Annotated in this window: 25 protein-coding genes, 1 tRNA gene and 2 pseudogenes; 17 read left to right on the top strand and 11 right to left on the bottom strand. The window is 39.0% G+C overall.

Features of this window, described 5'->3' with window-relative positions; all coding sequences use genetic code 11:
- Positions 1 to 197 precede the first annotated feature (197 nt).
- On the bottom strand, positions 198 to 1,478 hold the full coding sequence (locus tag ACYTR8_RS07745) for a UPF0236 family transposase-like protein (protein WP_479641963.1): 1,281 nt from the start codon (positions 1,476 to 1,478) through the stop codon (positions 198 to 200).
- A 225-nt stretch (positions 1,479 to 1,703) separates the two neighbouring features.
- On the opposite strand from ACYTR8_RS07745, the gene ACYTR8_RS07750 reads away from it, so the two are divergent.
- Complete coding sequence (locus ACYTR8_RS07750) at positions 1,704 to 2,348, top strand: hypothetical protein (RefSeq protein ID WP_269761058.1); 645 nt, start codon at positions 1,704 to 1,706, stop codon at positions 2,346 to 2,348.
- Between the two features lie 13 nt (positions 2,349 to 2,361).
- Complete coding sequence (locus tag ACYTR8_RS07755) at positions 2,362 to 2,874, top strand: hypothetical protein (RefSeq protein WP_003057381.1); 513 nt, start codon at positions 2,362 to 2,364, stop codon at positions 2,872 to 2,874.
- Positions 2,875 to 3,201: 327 nt separating this feature from the next.
- On the opposite strand, the gene ACYTR8_RS07760 is transcribed toward ACYTR8_RS07755, so the two are convergent.
- From ACYTR8_RS07760 to ACYTR8_RS07770, 3 genes and pseudogenes are all read right to left on the bottom strand, one after another.
- Positions 3,202 to 3,420, bottom strand: a complete 219-nt coding sequence (locus ACYTR8_RS07760) for a hypothetical protein (RefSeq protein ID WP_269761059.1) — start codon at positions 3,418 to 3,420, stop codon at positions 3,202 to 3,204.
- Positions 3,421 to 3,438: 18 nt separating this feature from the next.
- A pseudogene (locus tag ACYTR8_RS07765) lies at positions 3,439 to 4,653 on the bottom strand (helical hairpin domain-containing protein); the annotation flags it as partial.
- Position 4,654: 1 nt separating this feature from the next.
- Positions 4,655 to 4,912, bottom strand: a pseudogene (locus ACYTR8_RS07770) (hypothetical protein); the annotation flags it as partial.
- A gap of 228 nt (positions 4,913 to 5,140) precedes the next feature.
- Here ACYTR8_RS07770 and ACYTR8_RS07775 point away from each other — a divergent pair.
- Positions 5,141 to 6,208: an acyltransferase gene (locus ACYTR8_RS07775; RefSeq protein WP_111717442.1), complete on the top strand. Its 1,068-nt coding sequence runs from the start codon at positions 5,141 to 5,143 to the stop codon at positions 6,206 to 6,208.
- A gap of 106 nt (positions 6,209 to 6,314) precedes the next feature.
- On the opposite strand, the gene ACYTR8_RS07780 is transcribed toward ACYTR8_RS07775, so the two are convergent.
- The 5 genes from ACYTR8_RS07780 to ACYTR8_RS07800 all read right to left on the bottom strand — a co-directional run bounded on the left by ACYTR8_RS07780 (position 6,315) and on the right by ACYTR8_RS07800 (position 10,783).
- Positions 6,315 to 6,689, bottom strand: a complete 375-nt coding sequence (locus ACYTR8_RS07780) for a DUF956 family protein (protein WP_003052496.1) — start codon at positions 6,687 to 6,689, stop codon at positions 6,315 to 6,317.
- A gap of 113 nt (positions 6,690 to 6,802) precedes the next feature.
- Positions 6,803 to 7,714, bottom strand: coding sequence for a PTS system mannose/fructose/sorbose family transporter subunit IID (locus ACYTR8_RS07785; RefSeq protein ID WP_269760171.1), 912 nt, complete (start codon positions 7,712 to 7,714; stop codon positions 6,803 to 6,805).
- Between the two features lie 16 nt (positions 7,715 to 7,730).
- Positions 7,731 to 8,540, bottom strand: a complete 810-nt coding sequence (locus ACYTR8_RS07790) for a PTS mannose/fructose/sorbose transporter subunit IIC (protein WP_003052492.1) — start codon at positions 8,538 to 8,540, stop codon at positions 7,731 to 7,733.
- An 85-nt stretch (positions 8,541 to 8,625) separates the two neighbouring features.
- Positions 8,626 to 9,618, bottom strand: coding sequence for a PTS sugar transporter subunit IIB (locus ACYTR8_RS07795; RefSeq protein WP_003056651.1), 993 nt, complete (start codon positions 9,616 to 9,618; stop codon positions 8,626 to 8,628).
- 352 nt (positions 9,619 to 9,970) lie between these two features.
- The gene (locus ACYTR8_RS07800) at positions 9,971 to 10,783 is read right to left on the bottom strand and encodes a Cof-type HAD-IIB family hydrolase (protein ID WP_129556179.1); all 813 of its coding nucleotides are present in this window, start codon (positions 10,781 to 10,783) and stop codon (positions 9,971 to 9,973) included.
- Between the two features lie 260 nt (positions 10,784 to 11,043).
- On the opposite strand from ACYTR8_RS07800, the gene ACYTR8_RS07805 reads away from it, so the two are divergent.
- The 4 genes from ACYTR8_RS07805 to lytR all read left to right on the top strand — a co-directional run bounded on the left by ACYTR8_RS07805 (position 11,044) and on the right by lytR (position 14,919).
- Positions 11,044 to 12,504, top strand: coding sequence for an NCS2 family permease (locus ACYTR8_RS07805; RefSeq protein WP_479641964.1), 1,461 nt, complete (start codon positions 11,044 to 11,046; stop codon positions 12,502 to 12,504).
- 177 nt (positions 12,505 to 12,681) lie between these two features.
- On the top strand, positions 12,682 to 13,125 hold the full coding sequence (tsaE, locus tag ACYTR8_RS07810) for a tRNA (adenosine(37)-N6)-threonylcarbamoyltransferase complex ATPase subunit type 1 TsaE (RefSeq protein WP_269760209.1): 444 nt from the start codon (positions 12,682 to 12,684) through the stop codon (positions 13,123 to 13,125).
- Positions 13,118 to 13,639 carry a GNAT family N-acetyltransferase gene (locus tag ACYTR8_RS07815; protein WP_111717434.1) on the top strand — a complete coding sequence of 174 codons (522 nt, stop codon included), beginning with the start codon at positions 13,118 to 13,120 and terminating at the stop codon, positions 13,637 to 13,639. The genes tsaE and ACYTR8_RS07815 overlap by 8 nt, the downstream gene beginning before the upstream one ends.
- Positions 13,640 to 13,650: 11 nt before the next feature.
- Positions 13,651 to 14,919, top strand: coding sequence for a glycopolymer--peptidoglycan transferase LytR (lytR, locus tag ACYTR8_RS07820; RefSeq protein WP_111717431.1), 1,269 nt, complete (start codon positions 13,651 to 13,653; stop codon positions 14,917 to 14,919).
- A gap of 157 nt (positions 14,920 to 15,076) precedes the next feature.
- Here the strand turns inward: lytR and ACYTR8_RS07825 are convergent, their stop codons facing one another.
- The gene (locus ACYTR8_RS07825; protein WP_269760169.1) at positions 15,077 to 15,406 is read right to left on the bottom strand and encodes a chemotaxis protein; all 330 of its coding nucleotides are present in this window, start codon (positions 15,404 to 15,406) and stop codon (positions 15,077 to 15,079) included.
- Positions 15,403 to 15,822: an HIT family protein gene (locus ACYTR8_RS07830; RefSeq protein ID WP_012767493.1), complete on the bottom strand. Its 420-nt coding sequence runs from the start codon at positions 15,820 to 15,822 to the stop codon at positions 15,403 to 15,405. Before ACYTR8_RS07830 ends, ACYTR8_RS07825 begins: the two co-directional genes overlap by 4 nt.
- A 71-nt stretch (positions 15,823 to 15,893) precedes the next feature.
- On the opposite strand from ACYTR8_RS07830, the gene ACYTR8_RS07835 reads away from it, so the two are divergent.
- From ACYTR8_RS07835 to infB, 10 genes are all read left to right on the top strand, one after another.
- Positions 15,894 to 16,619 carry an ABC transporter ATP-binding protein gene (locus ACYTR8_RS07835; RefSeq protein ID WP_218654770.1) on the top strand — a complete coding sequence of 242 codons (726 nt, stop codon included), beginning with the start codon at positions 15,894 to 15,896 and terminating at the stop codon, positions 16,617 to 16,619.
- Positions 16,620 to 16,621: 2 nt separating this feature from the next.
- Complete coding sequence (locus tag ACYTR8_RS07840; protein WP_479641965.1) at positions 16,622 to 17,656, top strand: ABC transporter permease; 1,035 nt, start codon at positions 16,622 to 16,624, stop codon at positions 17,654 to 17,656.
- Between the two features lie 64 nt (positions 17,657 to 17,720).
- Positions 17,721 to 18,512 carry a cell cycle regulator CcrZ gene (ccrZ, locus tag ACYTR8_RS07845; protein ID WP_003052472.1) on the top strand — a complete coding sequence of 264 codons (792 nt, stop codon included), beginning with the start codon at positions 17,721 to 17,723 and terminating at the stop codon, positions 18,510 to 18,512.
- Complete coding sequence (trmB, locus tag ACYTR8_RS07850) at positions 18,512 to 19,147, top strand: tRNA (guanosine(46)-N7)-methyltransferase TrmB (RefSeq protein WP_111717423.1); 636 nt, start codon at positions 18,512 to 18,514, stop codon at positions 19,145 to 19,147. Before ccrZ ends, trmB begins: the two co-directional genes overlap by 1 nt.
- 65 nt (positions 19,148 to 19,212) lie before the next feature.
- Positions 19,213 to 19,299 (top strand) — tRNA-Ser (locus ACYTR8_RS07855).
- 342 nt (positions 19,300 to 19,641) lie between these two features.
- The gene (gene rimP, locus ACYTR8_RS07860; RefSeq protein WP_111717421.1) at positions 19,642 to 20,124 is read left to right on the top strand and encodes a ribosome maturation factor RimP; all 483 of its coding nucleotides are present in this window, start codon (positions 19,642 to 19,644) and stop codon (positions 20,122 to 20,124) included.
- A gap of 142 nt (positions 20,125 to 20,266) precedes the next feature.
- Positions 20,267 to 21,424 carry a transcription termination factor NusA gene (gene nusA / locus ACYTR8_RS07865; protein ID WP_003052330.1) on the top strand — a complete coding sequence of 386 codons (1,158 nt, stop codon included), beginning with the start codon at positions 20,267 to 20,269 and terminating at the stop codon, positions 21,422 to 21,424.
- A 15-nt stretch (positions 21,425 to 21,439) separates the two neighbouring features.
- Positions 21,440 to 21,736 (top strand): RNase P modulator RnpM, encoded by a 297-nt coding sequence (gene rnpM, locus ACYTR8_RS07870; RefSeq protein ID WP_003057040.1) that lies wholly within the window; start codon positions 21,440 to 21,442, stop codon positions 21,734 to 21,736.
- On the top strand, positions 21,729 to 22,031 hold the full coding sequence (locus ACYTR8_RS07875; RefSeq protein ID WP_015017337.1) for a YlxQ-related RNA-binding protein: 303 nt from the start codon (positions 21,729 to 21,731) through the stop codon (positions 22,029 to 22,031). The genes rnpM and ACYTR8_RS07875 overlap by 8 nt, the downstream gene beginning before the upstream one ends.
- 19 nt (positions 22,032 to 22,050) lie before the next feature.
- Positions 22,051 to 24,903, top strand: coding sequence for a translation initiation factor IF-2 (gene infB, locus ACYTR8_RS07880; RefSeq protein WP_269760164.1), 2,853 nt, complete (start codon positions 22,051 to 22,053; stop codon positions 24,901 to 24,903).
- Positions 24,904 to 24,951: the final 48 nt, after the last annotated feature.

Here is a 24,951-nt window from a genome sequence, read left to right on the forward strand (position 1 = left end):
AATTATCAATAGCAATAATAAAATCAATCATCGTAGTCACCTCATCTATAGTGTACTACTTTGATTGATTTTGTCATTATGAATCTAGTTTTCTGAAAACAAAAGTTTCTTCATGCGTTTGGCGTGGGCATAAACACACCAAAAAAGCCTCTAAAATTTAATGTTTTAGCGGTTGCTATAAGATAGATTTTTTGTAGTCATCGCTTGATCACCACTGCATCATGAGGATAATGGTTAACCAAATGGCCAGCACCTAAGCCCCTGCCTCGATACCTCTGGTACTGCTTTCGCCAGTCGCCAAAGAAGAGGTCACCTAGTTTATTTATCCGTTCCAATAAGATAATTTTAGCCATGGTACAAGCACCTGTTACTGACCAATACATCCCACGATGTTTCTTACGGTAAGTCACTTTGCGATGCTGGCTTTCCATGGCACCTATACCACGAGAGGTTAGCCCTCGTAATTGTGATGGCCTAGTATCCCTAAAATTTCTAAAGAGTTTCTGCCTAAAAGCATAATAGTTAATATAGTCTTCCTCAGTTTCTATCAGTGTTTCTACTGTATCAAAGACAGTTTCTAATAATGACTTTTTATGAGTTTGAATAGCTTTAAAAACTAAATCCTGTAAGACATACGGATAAGGCTTGAAAAAATCTTTCAACTGCTTATTGAGATGATAGCTGTCCCAAAAATGCTCATGATACTTAATGCCAAGTGCTTTCTTAACCTCTTGAAAGACACGTTTGGTATAGCCTTTACCATTATCTGAATTCGTAATGAGGATGGTCTTATCCGTTATCTCAAAGTGATTGTAGAGATAGTCTAATAGCTCCTCTCTTGCTTGATCATAGTTAGCGTTAATAATTTCATGCTTATTTTGTAGAATATAGCGATTTTTACCAATCTTTCTTGATCCCGTATGGATTAAAAAATGAGCCAAATCTGTATTATGACGTTCATCTCCTCCTGATGTTGTTTTGACCATGACTCCATCCCCTTCCAAGTAGATTCTTTCTGCTTGGATTTTTTGTGGATGTTCTACGTGCTGTAAGAAACGATAGTGCTCTTTCTCTGAAAAGAGTCTTTCTGCTAGTTTGACAGCTTTTAAGACGGCATCTTTTGTCACTGATAAGCCATAAGCTGTTTCAATTGTACGACAAACTTCCCGATAAGATAATTTAGAAGCGTGTTCCGCCATATGAAGCATGAGTTCAGGAGAGTAGCGCATATAAGGTTTTAGTCCTAACCACTCATCTACTGGGTAGCGGGTCTTTCTTCCTTTTCTCCAGCGGCTTCTTGAAGTCGTCACTTCTCCAAAAGTAAAGAGAACTGTTCGCTCGCTACTATCCACTCGTTTATAGCCGTGTTGGCGCATTGTCGTAGCTATTTGTTCGTCATAATCTCTAATCCGTTTCAAAAACTCCTTCTCACGTAGTTTAGCCATTTCAATCACAAAAATTTTCTCATCAAATCTCATAAGTCTATTTTAACTTAAATCAAACATTTTGACACCTCAAATAAAAAAATAAGCGATTACATATATACTATTTTTTCAAATCGTTATATAATAAAGTTAGCAATTTGCCATGTATGCGCTGTTATTTTAAATTATTATATAATAAAGTTAACAACTAATCACCTAATTAGTAAGAAAGGAGGCTAAGCGTTAATAAGGTGAGCTATTATAAAAAGGAGAAACTCCATGAAACCAAAATCCCTTATCTTATCAATTACATCACTTTTCCTATTAGGAGCCTGCGCCACTGTCTCTGCAGCTGAATATCAGTCAACCACTCCAGATTTATTATCTCCAGTTATCAATGATAATCAAATTGTAGAAGCTTTACCAGAGGGCGGATTTATTTACAATCTCAATGGAAGCTCGACATTTGATTCTACTATTGTTTCAAATAATCAAGGGAAGCTAATGTCTTATAAGCAGTACAAAGATACAGAAATTCCTAATAAAGGCATGGTTGACTATATCAACCCTCCAATTTTAGTCAGGTCTGCCTCTCCTTATAGGGCTACCAATAATCCTAAGATTCTTACTTTAGGACAAAGCTATCGTTCTCAACCCTTCTCAGGGTCAGGTTGGCGTTTTTCAGAACTTAAATTTGAGGCTGCACAAGGAACTGGAACTTGGTTATTTTGGGAATCTGTTGGAGACAGCGGTTTAGTTGGAAATGAATATGAAGCTTACCGTACTTATGAATCTAAAAAACCTGTTTCTAGAGCAGTCATTGGAAACGGTCAAGGAAAATATGTTAACGGTGAAGGTTCTTGGCTATTCTTCTATACTCATAATCCAGTTAATGGATCTTGGTATAGGGTCACAAATAAATAAGGATACATATATTATGAAAAATAAGATTTCTTTAGCCTTAGGGATAGGATTACTATTATGTCCTCTGGCTATTTCCCAACAGGCTTTCGCCTCAACTGAGCAACAAGTGTCACAACAGCGCGCAACACTGGAAAAAGAACATCCAAAAGAAGGGACACTTATAAGAAGCTTTGAAACCCCCTTAACGAAGAAAATGACAGTCAAAGATATCTATAAAGTTGATCCTAATAATCGATCCATTAAAAATTTAAAGAAAAAAGCTAAAAAAGACCCTTACTTGATTAACGCTTTTCTTGGACATCCAGATACAGTATGGGTCATTTATCATGGTGGAGGAACAGATTATAGTTATGATATGCGAACTAAATTTGGCATTGAAAAAATAAATTTAGCAGATGGAAAAGTCATTGACAGGGATGATGACCCTATAACTGTCGGAGCAGCTAAAAAATTATTAATGAACTTTGATAATCAAATTATCGATTATTCTAAAGTCGCCCCATCAAGTAGCACATTGGTTTATTAATAGTAATTCTTCTCTGCTATTGTTACAACAAAAGGATTTTAAAAACTACCTTACTGCAAGATACAATCATAACAGTCATATAAAAAAATAGAATCCTTAAACCAATCTATGCTATACTACTAGTGTTGAGAGGTCAACTTTCTTATTAGGCATTAGTATTCAAATACATCTCCCTCTCAACATCATCGTCGCACTAAGTGTGGCGATTTTTGCGTTCTCGCTATTAAAGATAGCTTATGTTATAATGACGTGAGCTGTTAATTCTTTTTCTCATTGCTTTAACACTAACAGCTCATCTGTCACTCTCGTTTGGGGGTGACTTTTTGCTTAATCTCTATCAATCACATCTTGAATTTTGGAGAAAGTCTTAATATCACCGTTCAAGGCTCTTTGAAGCACTACTAAAGCTAGGGCCATCTCATTGGTTGGATCATAACCTAAACCAACAAGCAAGTCTCTCATCTGCTCATTATTAACTTCTGAGCTTAAGAGAATTTTTGGCATTATAGTTGTAAGGGGTAATATCTGATAATAATAATGTTTCAATTTGCATGATGACTCCTTTTATCGTAGATGACCTTTTGAGTGATGATGCTTATGATCATAACTTTGCTCCATCTCATTCGCAAAATCATAGTCTTTTACAATACGATCTCTGGCTTCTTGAAGTGCCTCACGCTCTATTTGTAATTCTTTGATTTCCTTTCGGATAAGATTGCGGTCCGTATGTTTAGGCACTTTAGCTTTTTCTAGAATTGCCATCGTGACTTCAGATGGGACCAAGCCATCTTGGTAATCTGATAAAGCTCCTAATACTTTGTTTAAATAAGCCACCTTACTATCTAACTGCTCCAGTGTTTGATCCGTTTTTTCTAATTGTTCTAAGAAGCGTTCTTGCATCTCCTGAAACTGTTTAGAATTCGTTACCTTGTTAGCCGACAAAAAGTTAAACTCTTCAACCAGTCTTTCTAACTCTGTCATTTCCCAATTTTTAGTGAGAATCACTTCCCCACTATTCAAAGACAATTGTTTTACCAAAGTGCCCCCTTGGATGAAGCGATTATCTGTTGACTTGTCTGGATTGATAAAATAGAAATAGTCTTTTTTCTTAAAGTAGGCTGTGAAGCTTCCATCTTCATTCTGGTCTAACAGTCGAGCTGGAATCGAAACTGTTCCTTTCTGTTCTATGCCAAAAGCAACCGGAAGATGGATAGACTGTCTGGTGACCTCAGAAATTTGCCAAGGCTCAATTCTTACCTTCATTTCAAAGTCTTCTGCCTTTTTAGCTTGTTCCTCCTCATACTTTTCTTTGATATGGTCTACCGTGTAAACCACTTCATTCATCGCAACACGCTTTTGGATTTGTTCAAAGGAGTAAATCCTTTTCTTTGATAAGGTGCGATCTCTTGTATTCTTTTCCTGTAACTTGCCATCTAAAGGAACCAGTAAGCGATACTTGGCAAACTTCCCAGAAAAGTCAATATGAAGATCAAGGGCTTTCGCTTTCTGTTGAAAATCCTCTACTGAAATGGAGTGCTTTAAGAGAAAATTTAAACGCTGTTTAATCTCGTAACTAAAATTGTTTTGACGTCGCCAAGCCGAATAGTCTGTATAGGACGTTCTTAATCTGGGCTCTAGAATTTTAACACCGTATAACTCGGCATGTTTATTTGAAATTTGAAATAAGTTGCGGGCTGTATTTTTTTGCCAACGAAACTTTTTCAGTGTTACCTCATTGGTTGTATTGAAAATAATGTGATTATGTAAAAACCCCTTATCCATAAGTACCATGTTTATTTCTAGGACTCAAATCGTGAATAATACCATTTTCAATAACTTCCCAAAGTAGACTAGAAGGTTTGTAATAATAACCATTTCTTAACCAAATTCTGTTTAGATCATCATATGGAGATGCTTTCTCTTCTTTAGGAAAAGTTTCAGAATCTGAAACAGTCACTTCTTTCTCTTCATCAAGATCTATCACTTCAAATATATCTAGAGTATCAATATCCATAACTATTTCTAAATTATTTGACATCTATATTTTTCCTTTCACTATTTTTAGATAATGAAAAAAGAGAACGAATTTTTCGTTCTCTTAAGCTATAGGGTATTCAATTTTACGTTTCTCGAAACTCTAGACACTTACCAGGAGAACTTTTTTCCTAAATTCAAAAGCACAAGTGTTTGTGTAAAGCTTTAGAAAGCTGGTCGTAAAAGAGCCTTAATGGTTTTTTAAGAAAGAGACTTGTGGTAAACTAAGATTATGTCAGAAAAAAACACATTATTGGTTAATAAGCATCACTATGGCTTGGACCTTTTACGTATCATTTCCATGTTTATGATTGTGATTACACATGTTTTAGGAAAAGGTGGTCTGAGGTCAAGTGTAGAAGGTCAAGCAGATGCTTATTTTATTACAACCTGGGCCATTCAAGTTTTTGTCTATGGTGCGGTTAATTGTTACGCTTTAATCAGTGGCTATGTTGGCTTATACTCTCACTATAGATACTCTAAGTTACTCTCTGTTTGGGTGCAGGTCTTTTTTTACACTTTCGGAATGACCTTGGTTTTCGCTTTGCTGGGATTTCCAGTGAGCTTAACTAACTGGCGACAAGCTCTTTTTCCTATTGTTAGCGGTAATTACTGGTACATGACTGCTTACTTTGGACTCTTGATTTTTATGCCCATGATAAATGGTGGCTTGAAAGCCATGTCTGATCGTCAATTAAAACGGCTTGTGATACTGATGCTGACGATTTTCTCATTGGTGCCTGCACTAATGAATAACAGGGTAGCAGAATTCTCCTTGAGTAAAGGATTTGAAATGACTTGGCTCATCATTCTTTATATTATTGGTGCCTATTTGAGAAGGATTGACCTAGAGGTCTTCAAGACAAGGTACTTGGTAATGACTTATCTCTTATCCTTGATTGCGACTTATGTCATGAAATTTATGGTAGGTAATATTTGGTACTGGTATGTTTCTCCAACGTTAACTTTGGGGGCCATTGCTCTTTTTATCCTTTTTGCTAAAATGACCATCCAACCTAACAGTTTGTTGTGGTCTTTTATTCTGTTAGTTTCTCCAACAACTTTAGGTGTCTATTTAGGGCATCTTCATCCTTTGCTCGTTAAATTTGTTATCCGAGATTTTGCAGAACCCTTTGTCAACGCGCCTATTTTTGTCTATCCTTTTTTGATTTTTGGCGTGAGTTTTCTTATTTACGTTTTAGCTTTTGGGCTTGAAAAGGTTCGAATTGTTCTTTTTAGACAACTTGGTTTTTACCAGGTCTTGTCGTGGGTGGATCGCACCTTTCCATTTGAAGACTAAAGGATTGTAAGGATAGCTGGTTCACTAGGTGAACTGATTTCAATTTTCTTTCAATTGCTTCTTCAAAAAGTAAAAAAATAACCGATAAAAAACCAGAGCAGTTAGTCTACTCTGATTTTTTTGCTTTTGGAAATAGTTTTGCTATAAGTGTTTGAATCAAGGTTGGCAATTTGATCACTTTATCATTGCCAATATGTTGGCGGGTGATTTTTAAAATCTTTCCAGAGTCTCCAGAAGCAAATAAAAACTTGCCTTGATCCGTAAAAATTTCAAAGTGACGACTAACTTTTTTTCCTGAGACATTGGCACCAATGTGATTAATGGCTGACCAGGGAATTTGGATGTAGTCATTGACATTTTTATCGTTATAAAATTCAAGGGCCTTGTCACCCAGTAAGATGTGACCGACTTTTCCTCCTATTCCAAGGTAGGAAACAGCCTTTGTCTTGTACTCGACACTTGTGTTTAAAGATTGAGCCATGTGAGTTCCTTTCACTGATTAGTTTTAGTTATTATACCATATTTTAAACATGAGTTTGCTCAAAATCTCATCAAAAAAGAAGTCTGAGAGAGTCCCAGACTTCAATAGATTGATTACATGATATGTGCAACGTGAGCAAGGATACCAAATGCAAACAAGCCAATGATGATTGCGATTGGAGAAACTTTTTTCTTCAATAACCACATGCAAAGGAATGTAAGCAATAGTCCAGCTAAACCAGGGATAAGTGAGTTCAACTGACCTTGAAGGGTTTGAGCTTGAACTTTATCGAGACTCATACCACCCATTGCTTGACCAAGGATAGTTTTCAATTCAGCACCTTTTACAGCACCGTCTGGGAAGACCACATAAGCGCCTTCTGACAATTGTTTACCAGGAAGGTCAATAGTGAAGTTGATAGATACCCAACGTTGAACAAGAACGGCAAGGATGAACATACCAAGGATTGATGCCCCTTTAGTGATGTCTTGGAGGATACCACCTGACATATCTTTAGTGATTTCAGAACCAGCTTTGTAACCAAATTCTTGAGTATACCATAAGAAGGCCATACGGATAAGGTTCCATCCAATGAAGAATAGAAGAGGACCGACGATGTTACCAGCTTGAGCTAAAGAAGCACCAAGCGCACCAAGGATAGGACGTACTGTAAACCAGAATACTGGATCACCGATACCAGCAAGAGGTCCCATCATACCAATTTTAACCCCTTGGATAGCTTTGTCATCGATTGGAGTACCATTTGCACGCTCTTCTTCAAGGGCAAGTGTTACACCGATGATTGGAGCAGCAACGTATGGGTGTGTGTTAAAGAATTCCATGTGGCGCTCAAGAGCAGCAGCACGGTCTTCAGGAGATGTATACAATTTTTTAAGAGCAGGGATAAGTGCGTAAGCCCAACCCATGTTTTGCATACGTTCATAGTTCCAAGAACCTTGTAAGAATTGTGAACGCCACCAAACACGTTGACGGTCTGATTTAGTTAATTTAATTTGTTCAGTCATTTGTTCTTACCCCTTTCTAGTAGTCTTCTAAGATGTCGCCGATTGGATCAGCTGAACCTGCTGCATTACCACCGTTGCCACCTTTTTTAGAAAGGTTAAGGTAGATGAAGGCAATTGCAACACCGATAACACCCATAGCAATAAGGGTTAAGTCAGTAACAGCTGCAAGAGCAAAACCAAGGGCGAAGAATGGCCATACTTCACGAGTAGCCATCATGTTGATAACCATAGCATAACCTACGGCAACAACCATAGCACCACCGATTTGCATACCTTCGTTCAACCAGTTTGGCATAGCATTCAAAACAGATTGTACTGCTGAAGTAGGAACAGCAACAAGAAGAGCTGCAGGGATAGCGATACGCAATCCTTGAAGAAGAAGTGCGATAAAGTGGAAGCGTTCAACACCTGCGAAGTTACCTTCAGAGGCAGCCTTGTCACCAGCGTGTACAAGGGCAGTTGACAAAGTACGAACGATCATTGTAAGGAAGAGACCAGCAACAGCAAGTGGGATAGCTGTTGAATAAGCAAATGTAATTCCTTTTTGAGTAAAGTCGCCACCTTTAACCATGATGATAGCAGCAGCAACAGAAGCAAGTGCAGCATCAGGGGCAACGGCAGCACCGATGTTTGCCCAACCAAGAGCAAGCATTTGAAGTGTACCACCGAGGATGACACCAGCTTCAAGGTGACCAGTTACAAGACCGATTAACGTACACGCAACAAGTGGTTGGTGCATTTGGAATTGGTCGAGGATACCTTCAAGACCAGCAAAGAAGGCAACGACAACGACCAAAACTGCAGAAATAATTGAAATATCTGACATTTTGTAATCCTTTCGAAGTGTAGTAAACGATTGGCTATTAGCTAAGTAATGAGCAACCGTTTTAAAACCTTATAGCGTTTGAATCTTATTTAACGTTAGCCTTTTGGATAAGATCAAATAAGTTTTTCTTAGAATCGTTAGGTACTTTACGGACATCGAATTTAACACCCAAGTCACGTAATTTTTCAAAAGTAGCAACGTCTTCTTTATCCATTGATAAAACGTTGTTAACCATTGTTTTACCAGTTGAGTGAGCCATTGAACCAACGTTCAATTCTTCAATTTCAACACCACCTTCAACCGCACGAAGGGCGTCTTGAGGGTTTTGGAAAAGAATAAGTGCATGTGTGTTACCAAAACGAGGATCTTTCGAAGCTTCAATCAATTTGCTGATTGGAACAACGTTAGCTTTAACACCACCAGGTGCTGCTTGCTTGATCAATTGCTTACGAAGGTCATCTTGAGCAACCTCATCTGAAGCAACGATGATACGGTTAGCTTTAGAAGCTGGTGTCCACGCTGTTGCCACTTGACCGTGTAAAAGGCGTGTGTCAATACGAGCAAGGTTGATTTTTAATTTACCGTCTCCGATGACAGTTCCAGCAGGAATAGCTCCTTGAAGTGCGTTAACAACTTTTTCAGTTGCAGCAGTTTTTTCGACTGGGTTAAGTTCTTCAGGAAGGGCTTTAATACCGTCCTTAGATTCCTTAATGATGTTTGCAGCAACTTGTTCAACACCTGCACCAGCATCCATAAGACGTTCAGTGTAAGCTTGAATAAGCATAGGCAAGTTGAGACCAGTGATGATTGCCATTTTGCGATCAGGATTTTCTCCTGCCACACGACTAGCTTGGTTAAATGGAGATCCGCTCCAAAGGTCAGCTAGTACAAGGATTTCATCATCAGCATCAAATTGTGCGATAGCATTGTTGAAGTGTCCATATAAATCATCTGGTCCTTCATTTGGCATGAAAGTAACAACTTGAACTTTCTCTTGTTCACCAAAAATCATAGAACCTGATTGATGAATACCTTCAGCAAATTTACCATGGCTGGCAATAATAATACCGATACCCATTCTTGTTCTTCCTCCTTTAAAATATTTTTCGTTGAAATGAAGAAGAATAATCTCCTTCCAAAACTAAATTTTGGCAATTCTTTTTCACTTAAACGAAATTCAAGAACGTCTCTATTTTAAAACGTTTTCACTAAAAAATCAAGCCCTTTCGGAAAAATAGTACAAAATATGAAAAAATTTTCAGAATTTGGTGCTAAATAGGTAGATTATTGATATAACAGGTATTTTCATGCTGTATAAAATGAAGAATATGCTGAAAAATGTTGAAATAATTAGAGTCGTTTTCATTTTGAGGTAAACATCCCAACAAGAAAACCCTTTGTTTTCTGAAAACAAAGGGTTTCGTTTGTTGTTATAAGAAAAGCTCTTCCAATTTTTTGGCCACACCATCTTCTTCATTTGAAAAATCGAGTTGTTGGTCGGCATAAGGAAGTAAGACTGGACTTGCATTTTTCATAGCATAGCCAGTTCCAGCAAAGGCCAGCATCTCAGTATCATTGTGTTCATCACCAAAGGCAATCAAGTCTTTTTTATCCATATTGAAGATACCTAGAAGGTAATTTAGGGCGTAAGCTTTGTTAATGTTTTTGGATGAAATTTCAAGGATATTAAGAGGACCGCCCCAAGAATCAATTTCAATCTCATCGTTGAAGAAAGCACGCATGTTTTTGGCAAGGGCATATTTGTCCTCGTGATGCGTCTGCATCAGTAAAGCATTTGGGTTTCGAGTAATTTTAGTAATTTCCAAAGCCATATCTGGCGTGATTTCGTCAACACCAAAAAGTTGAGGATCGATGCTTTCAGGTTTAGTCATCGTAATGTAGAAGTTTCGACGATACTCACTAGCAATGAAGTCCATTTGAAAGTCATCTTGATATTTGAGTAACTTTAACAAATAGTCTTTATCTAAGGTGACATTATGTTCAAAGGCCCATTTTTGTTCTGGCATATGAGTTAAAGAGCCGTTAAAAGTGATAATAGGGGTTTTCAAATCAAGTTGGAGATAATAATCCAAGGCCATGCGATAAGGTCTTCCTGTTGAAATAATGACATGGTGGCCCTTGTCTTGAACGGCTTTGATAGTCTTTTGGGTATAAGTAGAGATGGTATTGTCATGGTGCAACAAAGTTCCATCCAAATCGATAGCAATCATTTTTTTAGTCATGGTTAAATTATATCAGATTTTGTCGTCAGTGGAAGAAGAAAGCTAAATTAAGCGCATTCATTAAGAAAAAGTTCTAAAATTTGTTTTTTTAATCAAAAAAATAATTAAAAAGCATTGAAAAAAGAACGATAAAATGGTAATATAATTTTATCGTTCGATAGAATACGAACAATTAATAATAAGGTAATTCGAGCTTATCTATTGGTTAGATAGGGGCTTTTTTGATTTTACCTAAGATTAGTTAAGGAGACTCCATTTAAATGGAAAAGTTTTTTAAGTTAAAAGAGAATGGAACCAGTGTTTCAACTGAGATTATGGCTGGTTTAACAACATTCTTTGCCATGTCCTATATTTTATTTGTTAACCCTAGCATTTTGAGTGCTTCAGGGATGCCTTCTAAGGCAGTGTTTTTAGCAACAATTATTGCAGCTGCTATATCAACCTTGATTATGGGACTATTTGCCAATGTTCCTTATGCATTAGCACCAGGGATGGGGCTTAACGCTTTCTTTACTTACACAGTTGTTTTTGGACTTGGGTTTTCATGGCAAGAAGCCTTGGCAATTGTCTTTATCTGTGGTTTGTTTAATGTCTTTATTACAGTTACCAAATTCCGTAAAAGCATTATTAAGGCTATTCCTGTCAGCTTACAACATGCGATTGGTGGTGGGATTGGTGTCTTTGTAGCCTATTTAGGATTTAAAAATGCAAACATCATTACTTTTTCTGCTTCAGCCGCTAATATTGTAACTGTGAACGGTGTCGAGCCTGCCAAAGCTACCGCTAAAACATTTGCTGACGGTGTGTTTTCGATTAATGCGAATGGGGGAGTAGTGCCAGCTATTTCAACCTTCACTGATCCAAGTGTTTTATTAGCTGTTTTTGGATTGTTATTAACAGCAGTGTTGGTTATCCGAAATGTTCGTGGTGCTATCTTGATTGGGATAGTTGCGACAACACTTGCGGGAATTCCTATGGGAGTTGTTGATTTATCAACTCTTAACTTTGATGGCAATCACATTGGATCTGCTTTTTCAGAACTTGGAACCACCTTCTTGGCTGCCTTTGGTGGTATGCAGTCACTCTTTAGTGATTCTAGCCGCCTGCCACTTGTTTTGATGACTATTTTTGCTTTTAGTTTATCAGATACATTTGATACCATTGGGACATTCATCGGTACGGGTCGCCGTACAGGTATCTTCTCGCAAGAAGATGAGAATGCCCTTGAAAACAGTACTGGATTTAGTTCAAAAATGGACCGTGCTCTCTTTGCAGACGCGATTGGTACGTCAATCGGAGCCTTGTTTGGAACATCAAATACGACAACTTACGTCGAGTCAGCCGCAGGTATCGCTGATGGTGGGCGTACAGGTTTAACGGCTGTCTCAACAGCTGTGTGCTTCCTTTTATCAATATTACTATTGCCATTAGTAGGTATTGTTCCGGCAGCAGCAACAGCGCCAGCTTTAATTATTGTTGGGGTGATGATGGTCTCTTCTTTCCTTGATGTCGATTGGAGTAGATTTGAAGATGCTCTTCCAGCTTTCTTCGCAGCTTTCTTTATGGCACTTTGTTATTCTATTTCATATGGTATCGCGGCAGCCTTTATCTTTTACTGCTTAGTGAAAATCGTGAAGGGAGAAGCTAACAAAATCCACCCAATTCTTTGGGGATCGACCTTCTTGTTTATCCTAAACTTCATTATTTTAGCTATTCTTTAACAAAAAATGATACTCATAGAGAAATACTCTCGTAGTTGGATTTGGTTTCCAATTAAGAGAGTATTTTTCATTGTTGTTCTACCTCAACTGACGTTTAGAAAGGAGGGGACGCTTCAATCTGAAAGACACCTTAGGGTGGCGCTTGGAAGTCTCTTTCTTTTCTGATATAATATGGCTATGTTTTATAGTGAAAATGAAAATAGCCTGATTGCTTATGGGCAAACGATTGGGAATTGCTTATCGGCGGGACATGTCATTGTCTTAACTGGTGATTTAGGTGCAGGAAAAACAACTCTTACCAAAGGCATTGCCAAAGGTTTAGGTATTGACCAAATGATTAAAAGTCCCACCTATACCATTGTCAGGGAATACGAAGGGCGGCTTCCGCTGTATCACTTAGATGTCTATCGAATTGGTGATGACCCAGACTCTATTGACCTAGATGATTTTCTATTTGGTAACGGTGTTACTGTTATTGAATGGGGAGAATTGTTAGGTGAAGGATTGCTAGAGGATTATTTGGAGATTACCATTACCAAACAAAACGATGGACGACAGTTAGACGTGGTAGCTCATGGTAAGCATTCACAGCAGTTACTTGAGGCAATTTCCCATGAGTGAGAAAACTGTTACGCTTGAAGAAGGGCAGCCACAAGATGCAAAGGCAGTATTGTCTTTGATATCAGCCGCAGCCGAGGAAACTGATTTTATCACTGGTATTGAACCGATGTTAGAGGCAACTCCTCAAGACTTAGCCAGCTTTTTAGCAAGAAGCCAAGAATCTTTGATTGATTTTTGCTTGTTGGCGAAAATAGATGGCCAAGTCATAGGCCTCCTTAATCTTGCTGGAGAAATGCTGTCTGCCGAAAAAGCTGCTGTTGACTTGTTTATGTTAGTTGCCGAGCCTTATCGTGGTTATGGTATTGGTCAGTTGCTGCTAGAAGTTGCACTGGATTGGGCTCAGGAGACCCCTTATATCGAAGCTCTTACGTTAGAAGTTCAGGTGAGAAATAGCAGAGCTATTCACCTTTATAAAAAATATGGCTTTCATATTGACGGCACCATAGAAAATGGTGCCATATCAAAAGATGGAGATGACCTGGCTGTTTACCGCATGTGTATGCCTCTGGGTTAATAAGTGAATCAATGAAAATTGGAAAAAAAATAATAGTAATGTTGATGGCGATTGTGTTGACGACAGTCCTGGCGCTAGGTGTTTATCTAACGAGTGCTTATACTTTCTCAACAGGAGAACTATCAAAAACCTTTAAAGACTTTTCGACATCTTCCAAAAAAAGTGATGCGATTAAGCAGACCAAGTCTTTTTCTATTCTGTTGATGGGGGTAGATACAGGTTCCTCAGAGCGAACTTCCCAATGGGAAGGAAATAGTGATTCCATGATTTTAGTGACGGTCAATCCGGAAACTAAAAAAACAACCATGACCAGCTTAGAACGCGACATTCTCATCACCTTGTCTGGACCAAAGAACAATGACATGAATGGAGCTGAAGCTAAGTTGAATGCTGCTTACGCAGCAGGCGGTGCCCAAATGGCTATCATGACTGTCCAGGATCTTTTGAATATCACTATTGATAATTATGTTCAGATTAATATGCAAGGGCTTATTGATTTGGTGGATGCGGTTGGCGGCATTACCGTAACCAACGAGTTTGATTTCCCCATCTCAATTGCAGATAATGAACCAGAATACCAAGCTACAGTTGCCCCTGGGACTCATAAGGTTAATGGAGAACAGGCTTTGGTTTATGCTCGTATGCGTTATGATGACCCAGAAGGTGACTATGGGCGTCAAAAGCGTCAACGGGAAGTGATTCAGAAAGTGCTGAAAAAAATTCTTGCCTTAGACAGTATTAGTTCTTATCGTAAGATTTTATCTGCAGTAAGTGGAAATATGCAGACTAATATTGAGATTTCATCAAATACCATTCCAAGTTTATTAGGTTATCGGGATGCCCTCAAAACGATAAAAACTTATCAATTAAAAGGAGAAGATGCGACCTTGTCTGATGGTGGTTCTTATCAAATTGTCACTTCTGACCACTTATTAGAAACCCAAAATCGTATTCGAGGTGAATTAGGACTTCGTAAGGTCACTCAACTTAAGACCAGTGCCACAGTCTATGAAAACCTTTATGGCTCAAGCAAGGGCCAATCTTCTGATAATAGCTATGATTTTTCAGGGCAAAGCCCATCCTATTCTGATAGTAACAGCTATTCTTCTTACTCAGGTGGAAGTGAGACGAGTTCAGCCTATCAGGGAAATGCTAGCGCTCAAGACACTACAACATCAAGTAGTGTACCCGTAGTTCCAGCGCCGCAAGCAGAAGTTCCAGTAATTAGTGATAGTACTTCTGATGGAGGTTCTGCCGGTACAACCACCTCTCTTCCTTAAGGCTAGATTGTATGTATTTTTGGAAGAGTTGATGGCTAGATTCTGTCACAAAATAAAGAAACAAAAACAACCAGCTTAGCATTCTATTTTTGAGAATACTCAGTTGGTTGTTTTTGTCTATCTAAGTCTAAATATGATGCACACGTGTTGGTACTTGTTAGATATCCGATTGAGAGGGAATGTCAGAGTTAGTGTTTGTTTTGTCTTGGTATTTGGCAAGTCGAGTTTGTATTTCAGACAAGTGCGCCTGTGTTTCTTGATTGAAAACTCGCCACTTGTAAGTCAAATCTTGTCCCATGTCTTGAATATGACGGCTTTGATCTTGAATAAGGGCCAAGTCACCTTTGATTTTATCTAAATCAAACTGGATAGCTTCTTTGGCATCTAAGCCTGCTGTTACAGTTTCCTTAATAAGGTCTCGTTTCTGGTAACCTTTGTAAGCTGCAAAAGCTAGAAGTCCTAATGCTAGGAAGGTTTTGGTTTTCATGATGTCACCTCCTGGCTAATTTGCTCTGCTAATTTTGCCAAGGCTGGGAAATCAGGTTCATGAGTAGTGTACTGGATTGAGATACCATCTTCTTCATGATAACGAGGAACTAAGTGGACATGAGCATGAAACACCGTTTGTCCTGCAAGAGGTTCATTGTTGTTAATGATATTCATGGCAGGAGCACCTGTTGCTTTTTGGACAGCGCGAGCAATTTTAGGAATGCGAGCGAAAGTCTGACTCGCCGTTTCAGCATCCATATCCAGCATATTTCGGACATGTTTTTTAGGAATAACCAAGGTGTGACCAGATGTGGTTTGTGAAATATCCAAGAAGGCAAGGACCTGCTCATCTTCGTAAACTTTGGAGGAAGGAATGTCTCCTTGAACGATGCTACAAAAAATACAATTTTCCATTTTATATCACCTTCTCTAGTTGAATTTGTTATAATGTACTATAAGTATATCAAAAACTAGAAAGAATTTATATGTTAAACATTGAAAATCTAACGGGGGGTTACCTCAATATTCCCGTTTTAAAAGAGGTCTCATTTTCTGTTGGCAATGGTGAATTAGTTGGGTTGATAGGCTTAAATGGAGCTGGAAAATCAACAACTATCAATGAAATTATTGGTTTTTTAAAACCTTATCAGGGAGAAATCTCGATTGATGGACTAACCTTGGCTGCAGATCCAGCTGCCTATCGTAAGAAAATTGGATTTATCCCAGAGACACCTAGCCTCTATGAAGAATTAACTTTGGCAGAGCATATTAATACTGTGGCTATGGCCTATGATATTGACGTGGAATTGGCACAAAAACGAGCAGAACCGTTTTTAAAGATGTTCCGCTTAGCTGATAAATTAGATTGGTTTCCTGTTCATTTTTCAAAAGGCATGAAGCAAAAAGTCATGATTATCTGTGCTTTTGTGATTGATCCGAGTCTGTTTATCCTTGACGAGCCATTTTTAGGATTAGACCCGTTGGCTATCTCAGACTTGATTCAGACTTTGGAGGTTGAAAAAGCCAAAGGCAAATCGATTTTAATGAGTACTCATGTGCTTGACTCTGCTGAGAAAATGTGTGATCGTTTTGTCATTCTGCATCATGGTCAAGTACGGGCTCAGGGAACGCTTGCTGACTTGCAGGATGCGTTTGGTGATGGTTCTGCTAGCCTTAACGATATTTACCTGGCATTGACAAAAGAGGGCTAAGCATGAAAGCATTATTTCTGAAACGCCGTCTAGACTTTCAAAAACAACAAAGCAAATACCTGCGCTATGTCTTTAATGACCATTTTGTCTTGGTCCTGATGTTTTTGTTTGGTTTTTGCTTGGTGCAATACAGCCAGTTATTGAAGCATTTTCCTAGTAACCATTGGCCTATATGGCTCTTTCTAATGGTGGGGATGCTGTTATTGCTTCACTTGGGCTCGGTGGCAACTTATTTAGAAGAGCCTGATCACCATTTTCTACTTCCGAAAGAAGAAGCTGTGGTTGCTCATATTAAACAAGCTGAGCGCTCTGCTCTTGTGATTTGGGGCTGTTTACAGACAGCTATCCTCATCTTTTTATATCCGATCTTCAATCGCCTAGGCTTCTCCCTATTTACTTTTGCTCTTTTGCTTTTGGGATTACTAGCTCTTAAACGACTCCTTTTGGGGTATAAAGTAAGACAATTTTTAAAGAAAGATGGACTGGATTGGGAAAAAGCCATTGCTTTTGAGAGTAATCGTAAACAGGCTATCTTAAAGTTTTATTCTCTTTTCACAAATGTTAAGGGAATTTCCACAAAGGTTAAGAAAAGATTTTATTTAAATCCTCTTCTAAAATTGGTAAAAGAAAATAGTAAGCACCTCTGGCTAACGCTCTATTTAAAAGCTTTTTTACGAAGTTCAGACTATTTAGGACTCTTTTTACGCTTATTATTATTGAGTTCCCTAGCCTTGCTGTTTATTTCTAACGCTTACCTATCAGTGGCTTTAGCCTTGGTCTTTAATTATTTGATTCTTTTTCAATTGTTGTCTCTTTACCACCATTACGATTACCACTACATGACTAGTCTTTATCCAGAGAATCATCAAGGGAAGCGGGCGAACCTATTGACTTTTTTGAGAGGATTAAGTTGTCTGATATTAGTTATCAACCTCCTGCTCTGCCATTCTTTAGAAAAAGCCCTTATTTTAGTAGTGGTCATGGGAGTCATTACACTTTTCTACCTCCCTTATAAGTTGAAGAAGATAATTGACTAAGTAGTCTAAAACAAGTAAAATAGGAATAAACGATTAGAAAAGATAGAAAAGGAGGGGTGATAAGGTGACAACGACAGAACAAGATCTTGCTTTGACTCCCTTGCGGGGAAAGAGTGGCAAAGCCTATAAGGGCACTTATCCAAATGGAGAATGTGTCTTCATTAAATTAAACACAACACCTATCCTACCTGCCTTAGCCAAAGAACAGATTGCTCCACAATTGCTTTGGGCCAAACGCATGGGTAATGGAGACATGATGAGCGCCCAGGAATGGCTTGATGGTCGCACCTTAACTAAGGAAGACATGAACAGTAAACAAATTGTTCATATTTTGCTACGCCTCCATAAATCTAAAAAGCTGGTTAATCAATTACTCCAACTTAACTATAAAATCGAAAATCCTTATGATTTATTGGTTGATTTTGAGCAAAATGCACCTTTGCAAATTCAACAGAATTCCTACTTGCAAGCTATCGTTAAAGAGCTTAAACGTAGTTTGCCAGAATTTCGTTCAGAAGTAGCAACCATTGTTCACGGAGATATCAAACATAGCAACTGGGTAATTACCACCAGTGGCATGATTTTTCTGGTGGACTGGGATTCTGTTCGGCTGACTGATCGGATGTATGATGTTGCCTACTTGTTGAGCCATTATATTCCAAGGTCTCGCTGGGCAGAATGGTTATCTTATTATGGCTATAAAAATAATGACAAGGTCATGCAAAAAATCATTTGGTATGGTCAATTTTCTTACCTGACACAAATCCTAAAATGTTTTGACAAGCGTGATATGGAGCATGTGAATCAGGAGATTTATGCCCTGCGAAAATTTAGAGAAATGTTTAGAAAGAAATAATGCGAGTTAGAAAACGGAAAGGTGCCGAAGAGCACTTAGCTAATAACCCACGCTATGTGATTTTAAATCCAGAAGATGCCAAGGGCCGTTGGCACGACGTCTTTGGAAACGCTAATCCTATCCATATCGAGGTTGGATCAGGAAAAGGTGGTTTCATTACAGGAATGGCTTTGAAAAATCCTGATATTAACTATATTGGTATTGACATCCAGTTATCTGTCCTAAGCTATGCCTTGGATAAGGTAATAGCCTCAGAAGCCCCCAATGTCAAACTTTTGCGAGTGGATGGATCAAGTTTAACTAATTATTTTGAGGATGGTGAAGTGGACATGATGTATCTGAACTTCTCAGATCCATGGCCAAAGACCAAGCATGAGAAACGTCGCTTGACTTATAAAGACTTTTTAGACACTTACAAGCGTATCCTACCTGAAAATGGGGAAATTCATTTTAAAACAGATAATCGTGGATTGTTTGAATACAGTTTAGCGAGCTTCTCCCAATACGGCATGACTTTGAAACAGGTTTGGCTTGACTTGCATGCGAGTGACTTTGAAAACAACGTGATGACCGAATACGAAGAAAAGTTTTCGAGTAAGGGTCAAGTGATTTACCGTGTTGAAGCAAAATTCTAGTAGTATTTTTCAGTAAAACATGATAAACTAAAGAGGTTGGTGTTTCCATCAATTTCTTTATCTATGGAGAGGTCGCATAGTGGCCGAGTGCGCACGCTTGGAAAGCGTGTAGTCCTTAACGGGGCTCGGGGGTTCGAATCCCCTCCTCTCCTTATATGCCATTGATAGATGAATGGTTTTAGGTTTTTTGCCCATCTTTTGATATCAAACAAATACCCGTGAGAACTTGGGTATTTGTTATAACAACGGTATCGATTTGTGTGACGAGGGATATGGTTTGCCTGTCCCACTAAAAGGTGACAATAGACCTTAAAGCTGAACGTGATAAGGCCTGCTTATGAGGAAAGGAACATATTTTCTTGCATTCCTTTTTTATTGTGGTATAATAGCTTTAAATAATACAGAAAGGTGGTGAGAAGTCTCTCGCCACTTTTGTATTGAGTTGAATTTGAAGAGGCCTTTGGCCTAATGACCATTAGAAAGTATAGGAGGTAATCAAAATAGCAAACACATCTATTATTGATATCGTGACCAAGACGGTAGCGCCTGAGATTAAGGCACCCTATGAATTAGTAGACGTTGAGTATGAAAAAATGGGGAGTGACTATGTCCTTAGCATTTTGGTTGATAAAGAAGGCGGTATCACGGTAGAGGACACCTCTGATTTAACGGATATTATTAGCCCCTTGCTAGACACCATTACACCAGACCCTTTTCCGGATCAATATATGTTAGAGGTATCGAGTCCTGGCTTAGAACGTCCTTTGAAAACTGTTGAGAGTTTAAAAGCAGCAGTAGGTTCTTATGTTAATGTGAGCCTCTATAAAGCAATTGACAAGGTTAAAGTTTTTCAAGGTGATTTACTTGCTTTTGATGGTGAGACATTGACGATTGATTACCTTGACAAGACTCGCCATAAGACTGTAGACATTCCTTACCAAACAGTTGCTAAAGCTCGTTTAGCTGTTAAACTATAGTTATTGAGTCAAGATTAGCCGGATACCCAATGGCTAGCAACCAATTCAAATGGAACGAAACTAACTGAGCCCTGAGGGCCCGTGGATGTATTACTTTAAGAAAGGATTTTTGCCAAGCTTTAGAAGCAAGGTAGATAACATTATGAGCAAAGAAATGCTAGAAGCCTTCCGCATTTTGGAAGAAGAAAAACACATTGATAAGGCAGATATTATTGATGCAGTCACAGAATCACTAAAGTCAGCCTATAAACGTCGCTATGGTCAGGCAGAATCATGTGTTATTGAATTTAATGAAAAAACCGCTGATTTTCAAGTGTTCACGGTTCGTGAGGTTGTTGAAGAAGTTTTTGACAGCCGTCTTGAAATTAGTTTAAAAGATGCTCTTGCGATCAGTTCTGCCTATGAATTAGGGGATAAGATTCGTTTTGAGGAATCTGTTAATGAATTTGGGCGTGTTGCTGCTCAATCAGCTAAACAAACTATTATGGAAAAAATGCGTCGCCAAATGCGGGAAGTTACTTTCAACGAGTACAAAGAGCATGAAGGTGAAATCATGACAGGTACAGTTGAACGTTTTGACCAACGTTTTATCTATGTTAACTTAGGGTCACTTGAAGCACAATTATCACACCAGGATCAAATTCCAGGAGAAACTTTCAAATCACATGACCGTATCGAGGTTTATGTTTACAAGGTTGAAAATAATCCTAAAGGGGTTAACGTTTTTGTTAGTCGTAGCCATCCTGAATTTATCAAACGGATTATGGAGCAAGAAATTCCTGAAGTATTCGATGGAACTGTTGAAATCATGAGTGTTTCTCGTGAAGCAGGAGATCGTACAAAGGTTGCTGTTCGCAGTCATAACCCGAATGTCGATGCTATCGGAACCATTGTTGGACGTGGCGGAAGCAATATCAAAAAAGTCATTAGCAAATTCCATCCTAAACGTTTGGACGCTAAGACAGGTCTTGAGATTCCAGTCGAAGAAAACATTGACGTGATTCAATGGGTAGATGATCCAGCAGAATTTATCTATAACGCCATTGCACCAGCTGAAGTGGACATGGTTCTCTTTGATGATGATGACCTTAAACGTGCGACAGTTGTTGTCCCAGATAGCAAATTGTCATTAGCCATTGGTCGTCGTGGGCAAAACGTTCGTCTAGCGGCACATTTGACTGGTTACCGTATCGATATTAAATCAGCTAGTGACTATGACCGACTTGAGGCTGAAAAAGAAGCAGCGATGGCGATGGAAGAATCAGTTGCTGACGATAGTGCCGCTAACGAGGAAGTATAAGAAAAGAGGTGTTTGATGTCTAAAGTCAAAAAAATACCTTTACGAAAATCACTTGTTTCTGGTGAAATCATTGACAAGCGAGATCTCCTAAGGATAGTCAAAACAAAGGATGGTCAAGTTTTCATTGATCCAACTGGTAAACAAAATGGTCGTGGTGCCTATATCAAATTAGACAATCAAGAGGCCTTAATGGCCAAGAAAAAACAAGTTTTTAATCGTAGTTTTTCAATGGATATTCCAGAAAGTTTTTACGATGACTTGATTGCTTATGTTGATCACAAAGTCAAAAGAAGAGAGTTAGGTCTTGACTAATTTAGAAAGATTATCTAATCTCATTGGTCTAGCTCAAAGGGCTGGAAAAGTGATTTCTGGCGAAGAATTGGTGGTGAAAGCCATTCAAAGTCACCAAGTAGCACTGGTTTTTCTAGCCAATGATGCTGGCCCCAATGTGACAAAAAAAGTAACAGATAAAAGTAATTATTATAGTGTAGAAGTCTCCACAGTGTTTAGTGCACTGGAATTAAGTGCTGCATTAGGTAAGCCGAGGAAGGTTGTTGCCATTGCAGATGCTGGATTTTCAAAGAAAATGAGGACTCTTATGGAATAGACGAATAGGAGGACACAAATTGTCAAAGAAAAGATTACATGAAATTGCCAAGGAAATTGGTAAAAGTAGTAAAGAAGTGGTAGAACAGGCCAAATCTTTAGGGTTGGACGTGAAAAGTCATGCCTCAAGTGTCGAAGAAGCGGATGCTAAAAAGATTGTCTCAAGTTTTTCAAAAGCCTCTAAACCTATCGCAAAGACATCTCAATCCATTACAAAGCCTGTCAAACCTGCAACGATTAACGCGTCTGAGCCTTCTCAATCAGATAAGCCTAAAGACATTGTCCAATCAGTAGCAACAACACAAAAGCAGGCAGTGACTGAGGTAGCCGAAAAACCTGCGGTTACTAAACCAAAGAGCCGTAATTTTAAAGCGGAGAGAGAAGCGCGGGCGAAAGAACAAGCTGCGCGTCGGCAAGCAGGAGGCACAAATCGTTCCGAAGACCGCCGTGGTCATCGCTCGCAAGGTCAATCAAAAGATAGACGATTTGATCAGAGACCATCAAATGGAAGCAATCGCAACGATAACCGTCAGCAGACTGGCAATCGTGACCGTAACCGTTCCTTTACAAATGGGAATCGTCAAAATGATCGCTTTGCTGATAACAGACGTCAAGAACAGGCTCAACCAAGTGGACCTAGAATTGATTTTAAAGCCCGTGCAGCTGCCTTAAAGGCTGAGCAGAATGCAGAATATTCTCGCCAGAGCGAATCCCGCTTCCGCGAACAAGAAGAAGCTAAACGCTTAGCTCAAGTTGCCAGACAAGAAGCTAAGGAAGCAGCTCTTCAAGCACAGGCTGAAGAAAATAATCGTCGCGAGGCGACAGCGAAAACTGCTGAACCTGTGGTTGCAATGGCTGCTCCAGTAGCAGCTGTCACAAAGCCATCAGATAACCGTCGTAAAAAACAAACCCGTCCTGAAAAGAATCGTGACATGGATCACCATTCAGAAGAGGGACAAAAGAAAAATAAGAAGAGTTGGAATAGTCAAAACCAAGTGAGAAATCAAAAGAATAGTAACTGGAACAAAAACAAGAAGACCAAAAAAGGCAAAAATACTAAGAATACCAATACTGCTCCAAAACCAGTAACCGAGCGTAAATTCCATGAATTGCCAAAAGAATTTGAATACACGGAAGGCATGACTGTTGCCGAAATCGCAAAACGTATCAAACGTGAACCCGCTGAAATTGTTAAAAAATTATTCATGATGGGTGTTATGGCAACTCAAAACCAATCTTTAGATGGTGACACTATCGAATTATTGATGGTAGATTATGGTATTGAAGCTAAGGCTAAAGTAGAAGTTGATGATGCGGACATCGAACGTTTCTTTGAAGATGAAAGCTATCTCAATCCTGATAACATTGTGGAACGTGCACCAGTTGTAACCATCATGGGACACGTTGACCATGGTAAAACAACCTTACTTGATACCTTGCGTAATTCGCGTGTAGCAACGGGAGAAGCTGGAGGAATCACTCAGCATATTGGTGCCTACCAGATTGAAGAAGCTGGTAAGAAAATCACTTTCTTGGATACTCCTGGACACGCGGCCTTTACAAGTATGCGTGCACGTGGTGCTTCAGTTACCGATATCACGATTTTGATTGTTGCTGCTGATGATGGTGTTATGCCACAAACGATTGAAGCAATCAATCACTCAAAAGCTGCTGGTGTTCCAATCATTGTTGCTATCAACAAGATTGATAAACCAGGTGCTAATCCAGAACGTGTCATTGCAGAATTGGCAGAATATGGCATTATCTCCACTGCTTGGGGCGGTGACAGTGAATTTGTGGAAATTTCCGCTAAATTCAATAAAAACATCGATGAGTTGTTAGAGACTGTCCTTTTAGTAGCTGAAGTGGAAGAACTTAAAGCTGATCCAACCGTTCGTGCAATTGGTACTGTTATCGAAGCACGTTTGGATAAAGGTAAAGGTGCTATTGCTACGCTTCTTGTTCAACAAGGAACTCTTCATGTTCAAGACCCAATCGTTGTTGGTAATACCTTTGGTCGTGTCCGCGCTATGGTAAATGACCTCGGTCGTCGTGTTAAATCTGCAGAACCATCAACACCAGTTTCTATTACTGGTTTGAATGAAACACCGATGGCTGGTGATCACTTTGCTGTTTACGCTGATGAAAAAGCTGCGCGTGCAGCTGGTGAAGAGCGTTCAAAACGTGCCCTCCTCAAACAGCGTCAAAACACGCAACGTGTTAGTCTTGATAACCTCTTTGATACCCTTAAAGCAGGCGAGATTAAGACTGTTAATGTCATCATCAAAGCAGATGTTCAAGGTTCTGTTGAGGCCCTCGCAGCATCTCTTGTGAAGATTGATGTGGAAGGTGTTCGTGTGAATGTCGTTCACTCTGCTGTAGGTGCTATCAACGAATCCGATGTGACCCTTGCTGAGGCGTCAAATGCTGTTATTATTGGTTTCAATGTTCGTCCTACTCCACAAGCTCGTCAACAAGCGGATACGGATGATGTGGAAATTCGTCTTCACAGTATTATTTATAAAGTCATTGAAGAAGTGGAAGAAGCGATGAAAGGGAAACTTGACCCTGTTTACCAAGAAAAAGTTCTTGGTGAAGCTATTATTCGTGAAACCTTCAAAGTTTCTAAAGTGGGAACAATTGGTGGCTTTATGGTAATCAACGGTAAGGTGACACGTGATTCAAGTGTTCGTGTTATCCGTGATAGTGTCGTTATTTTTGATGGTAAACTTGCCAGCTTGAAACATTACAAAGACGATGTCAAAGAAGTCGGTAATGCTCAAGAAGGTGGTTTGATGATTGAAAACTTTAATGACCTAAAAGTTGATGATACCATTGAAGCTTATGTTATGGAAGAAATTGTGAGAAAATAAGGGTTAAGAAGGTCTGAGATGTAACTTTTTCCTCTGTCGGAAATAATG

It is taken from the genome of Streptococcus sp. F2 (assembly GCF_056500955.1).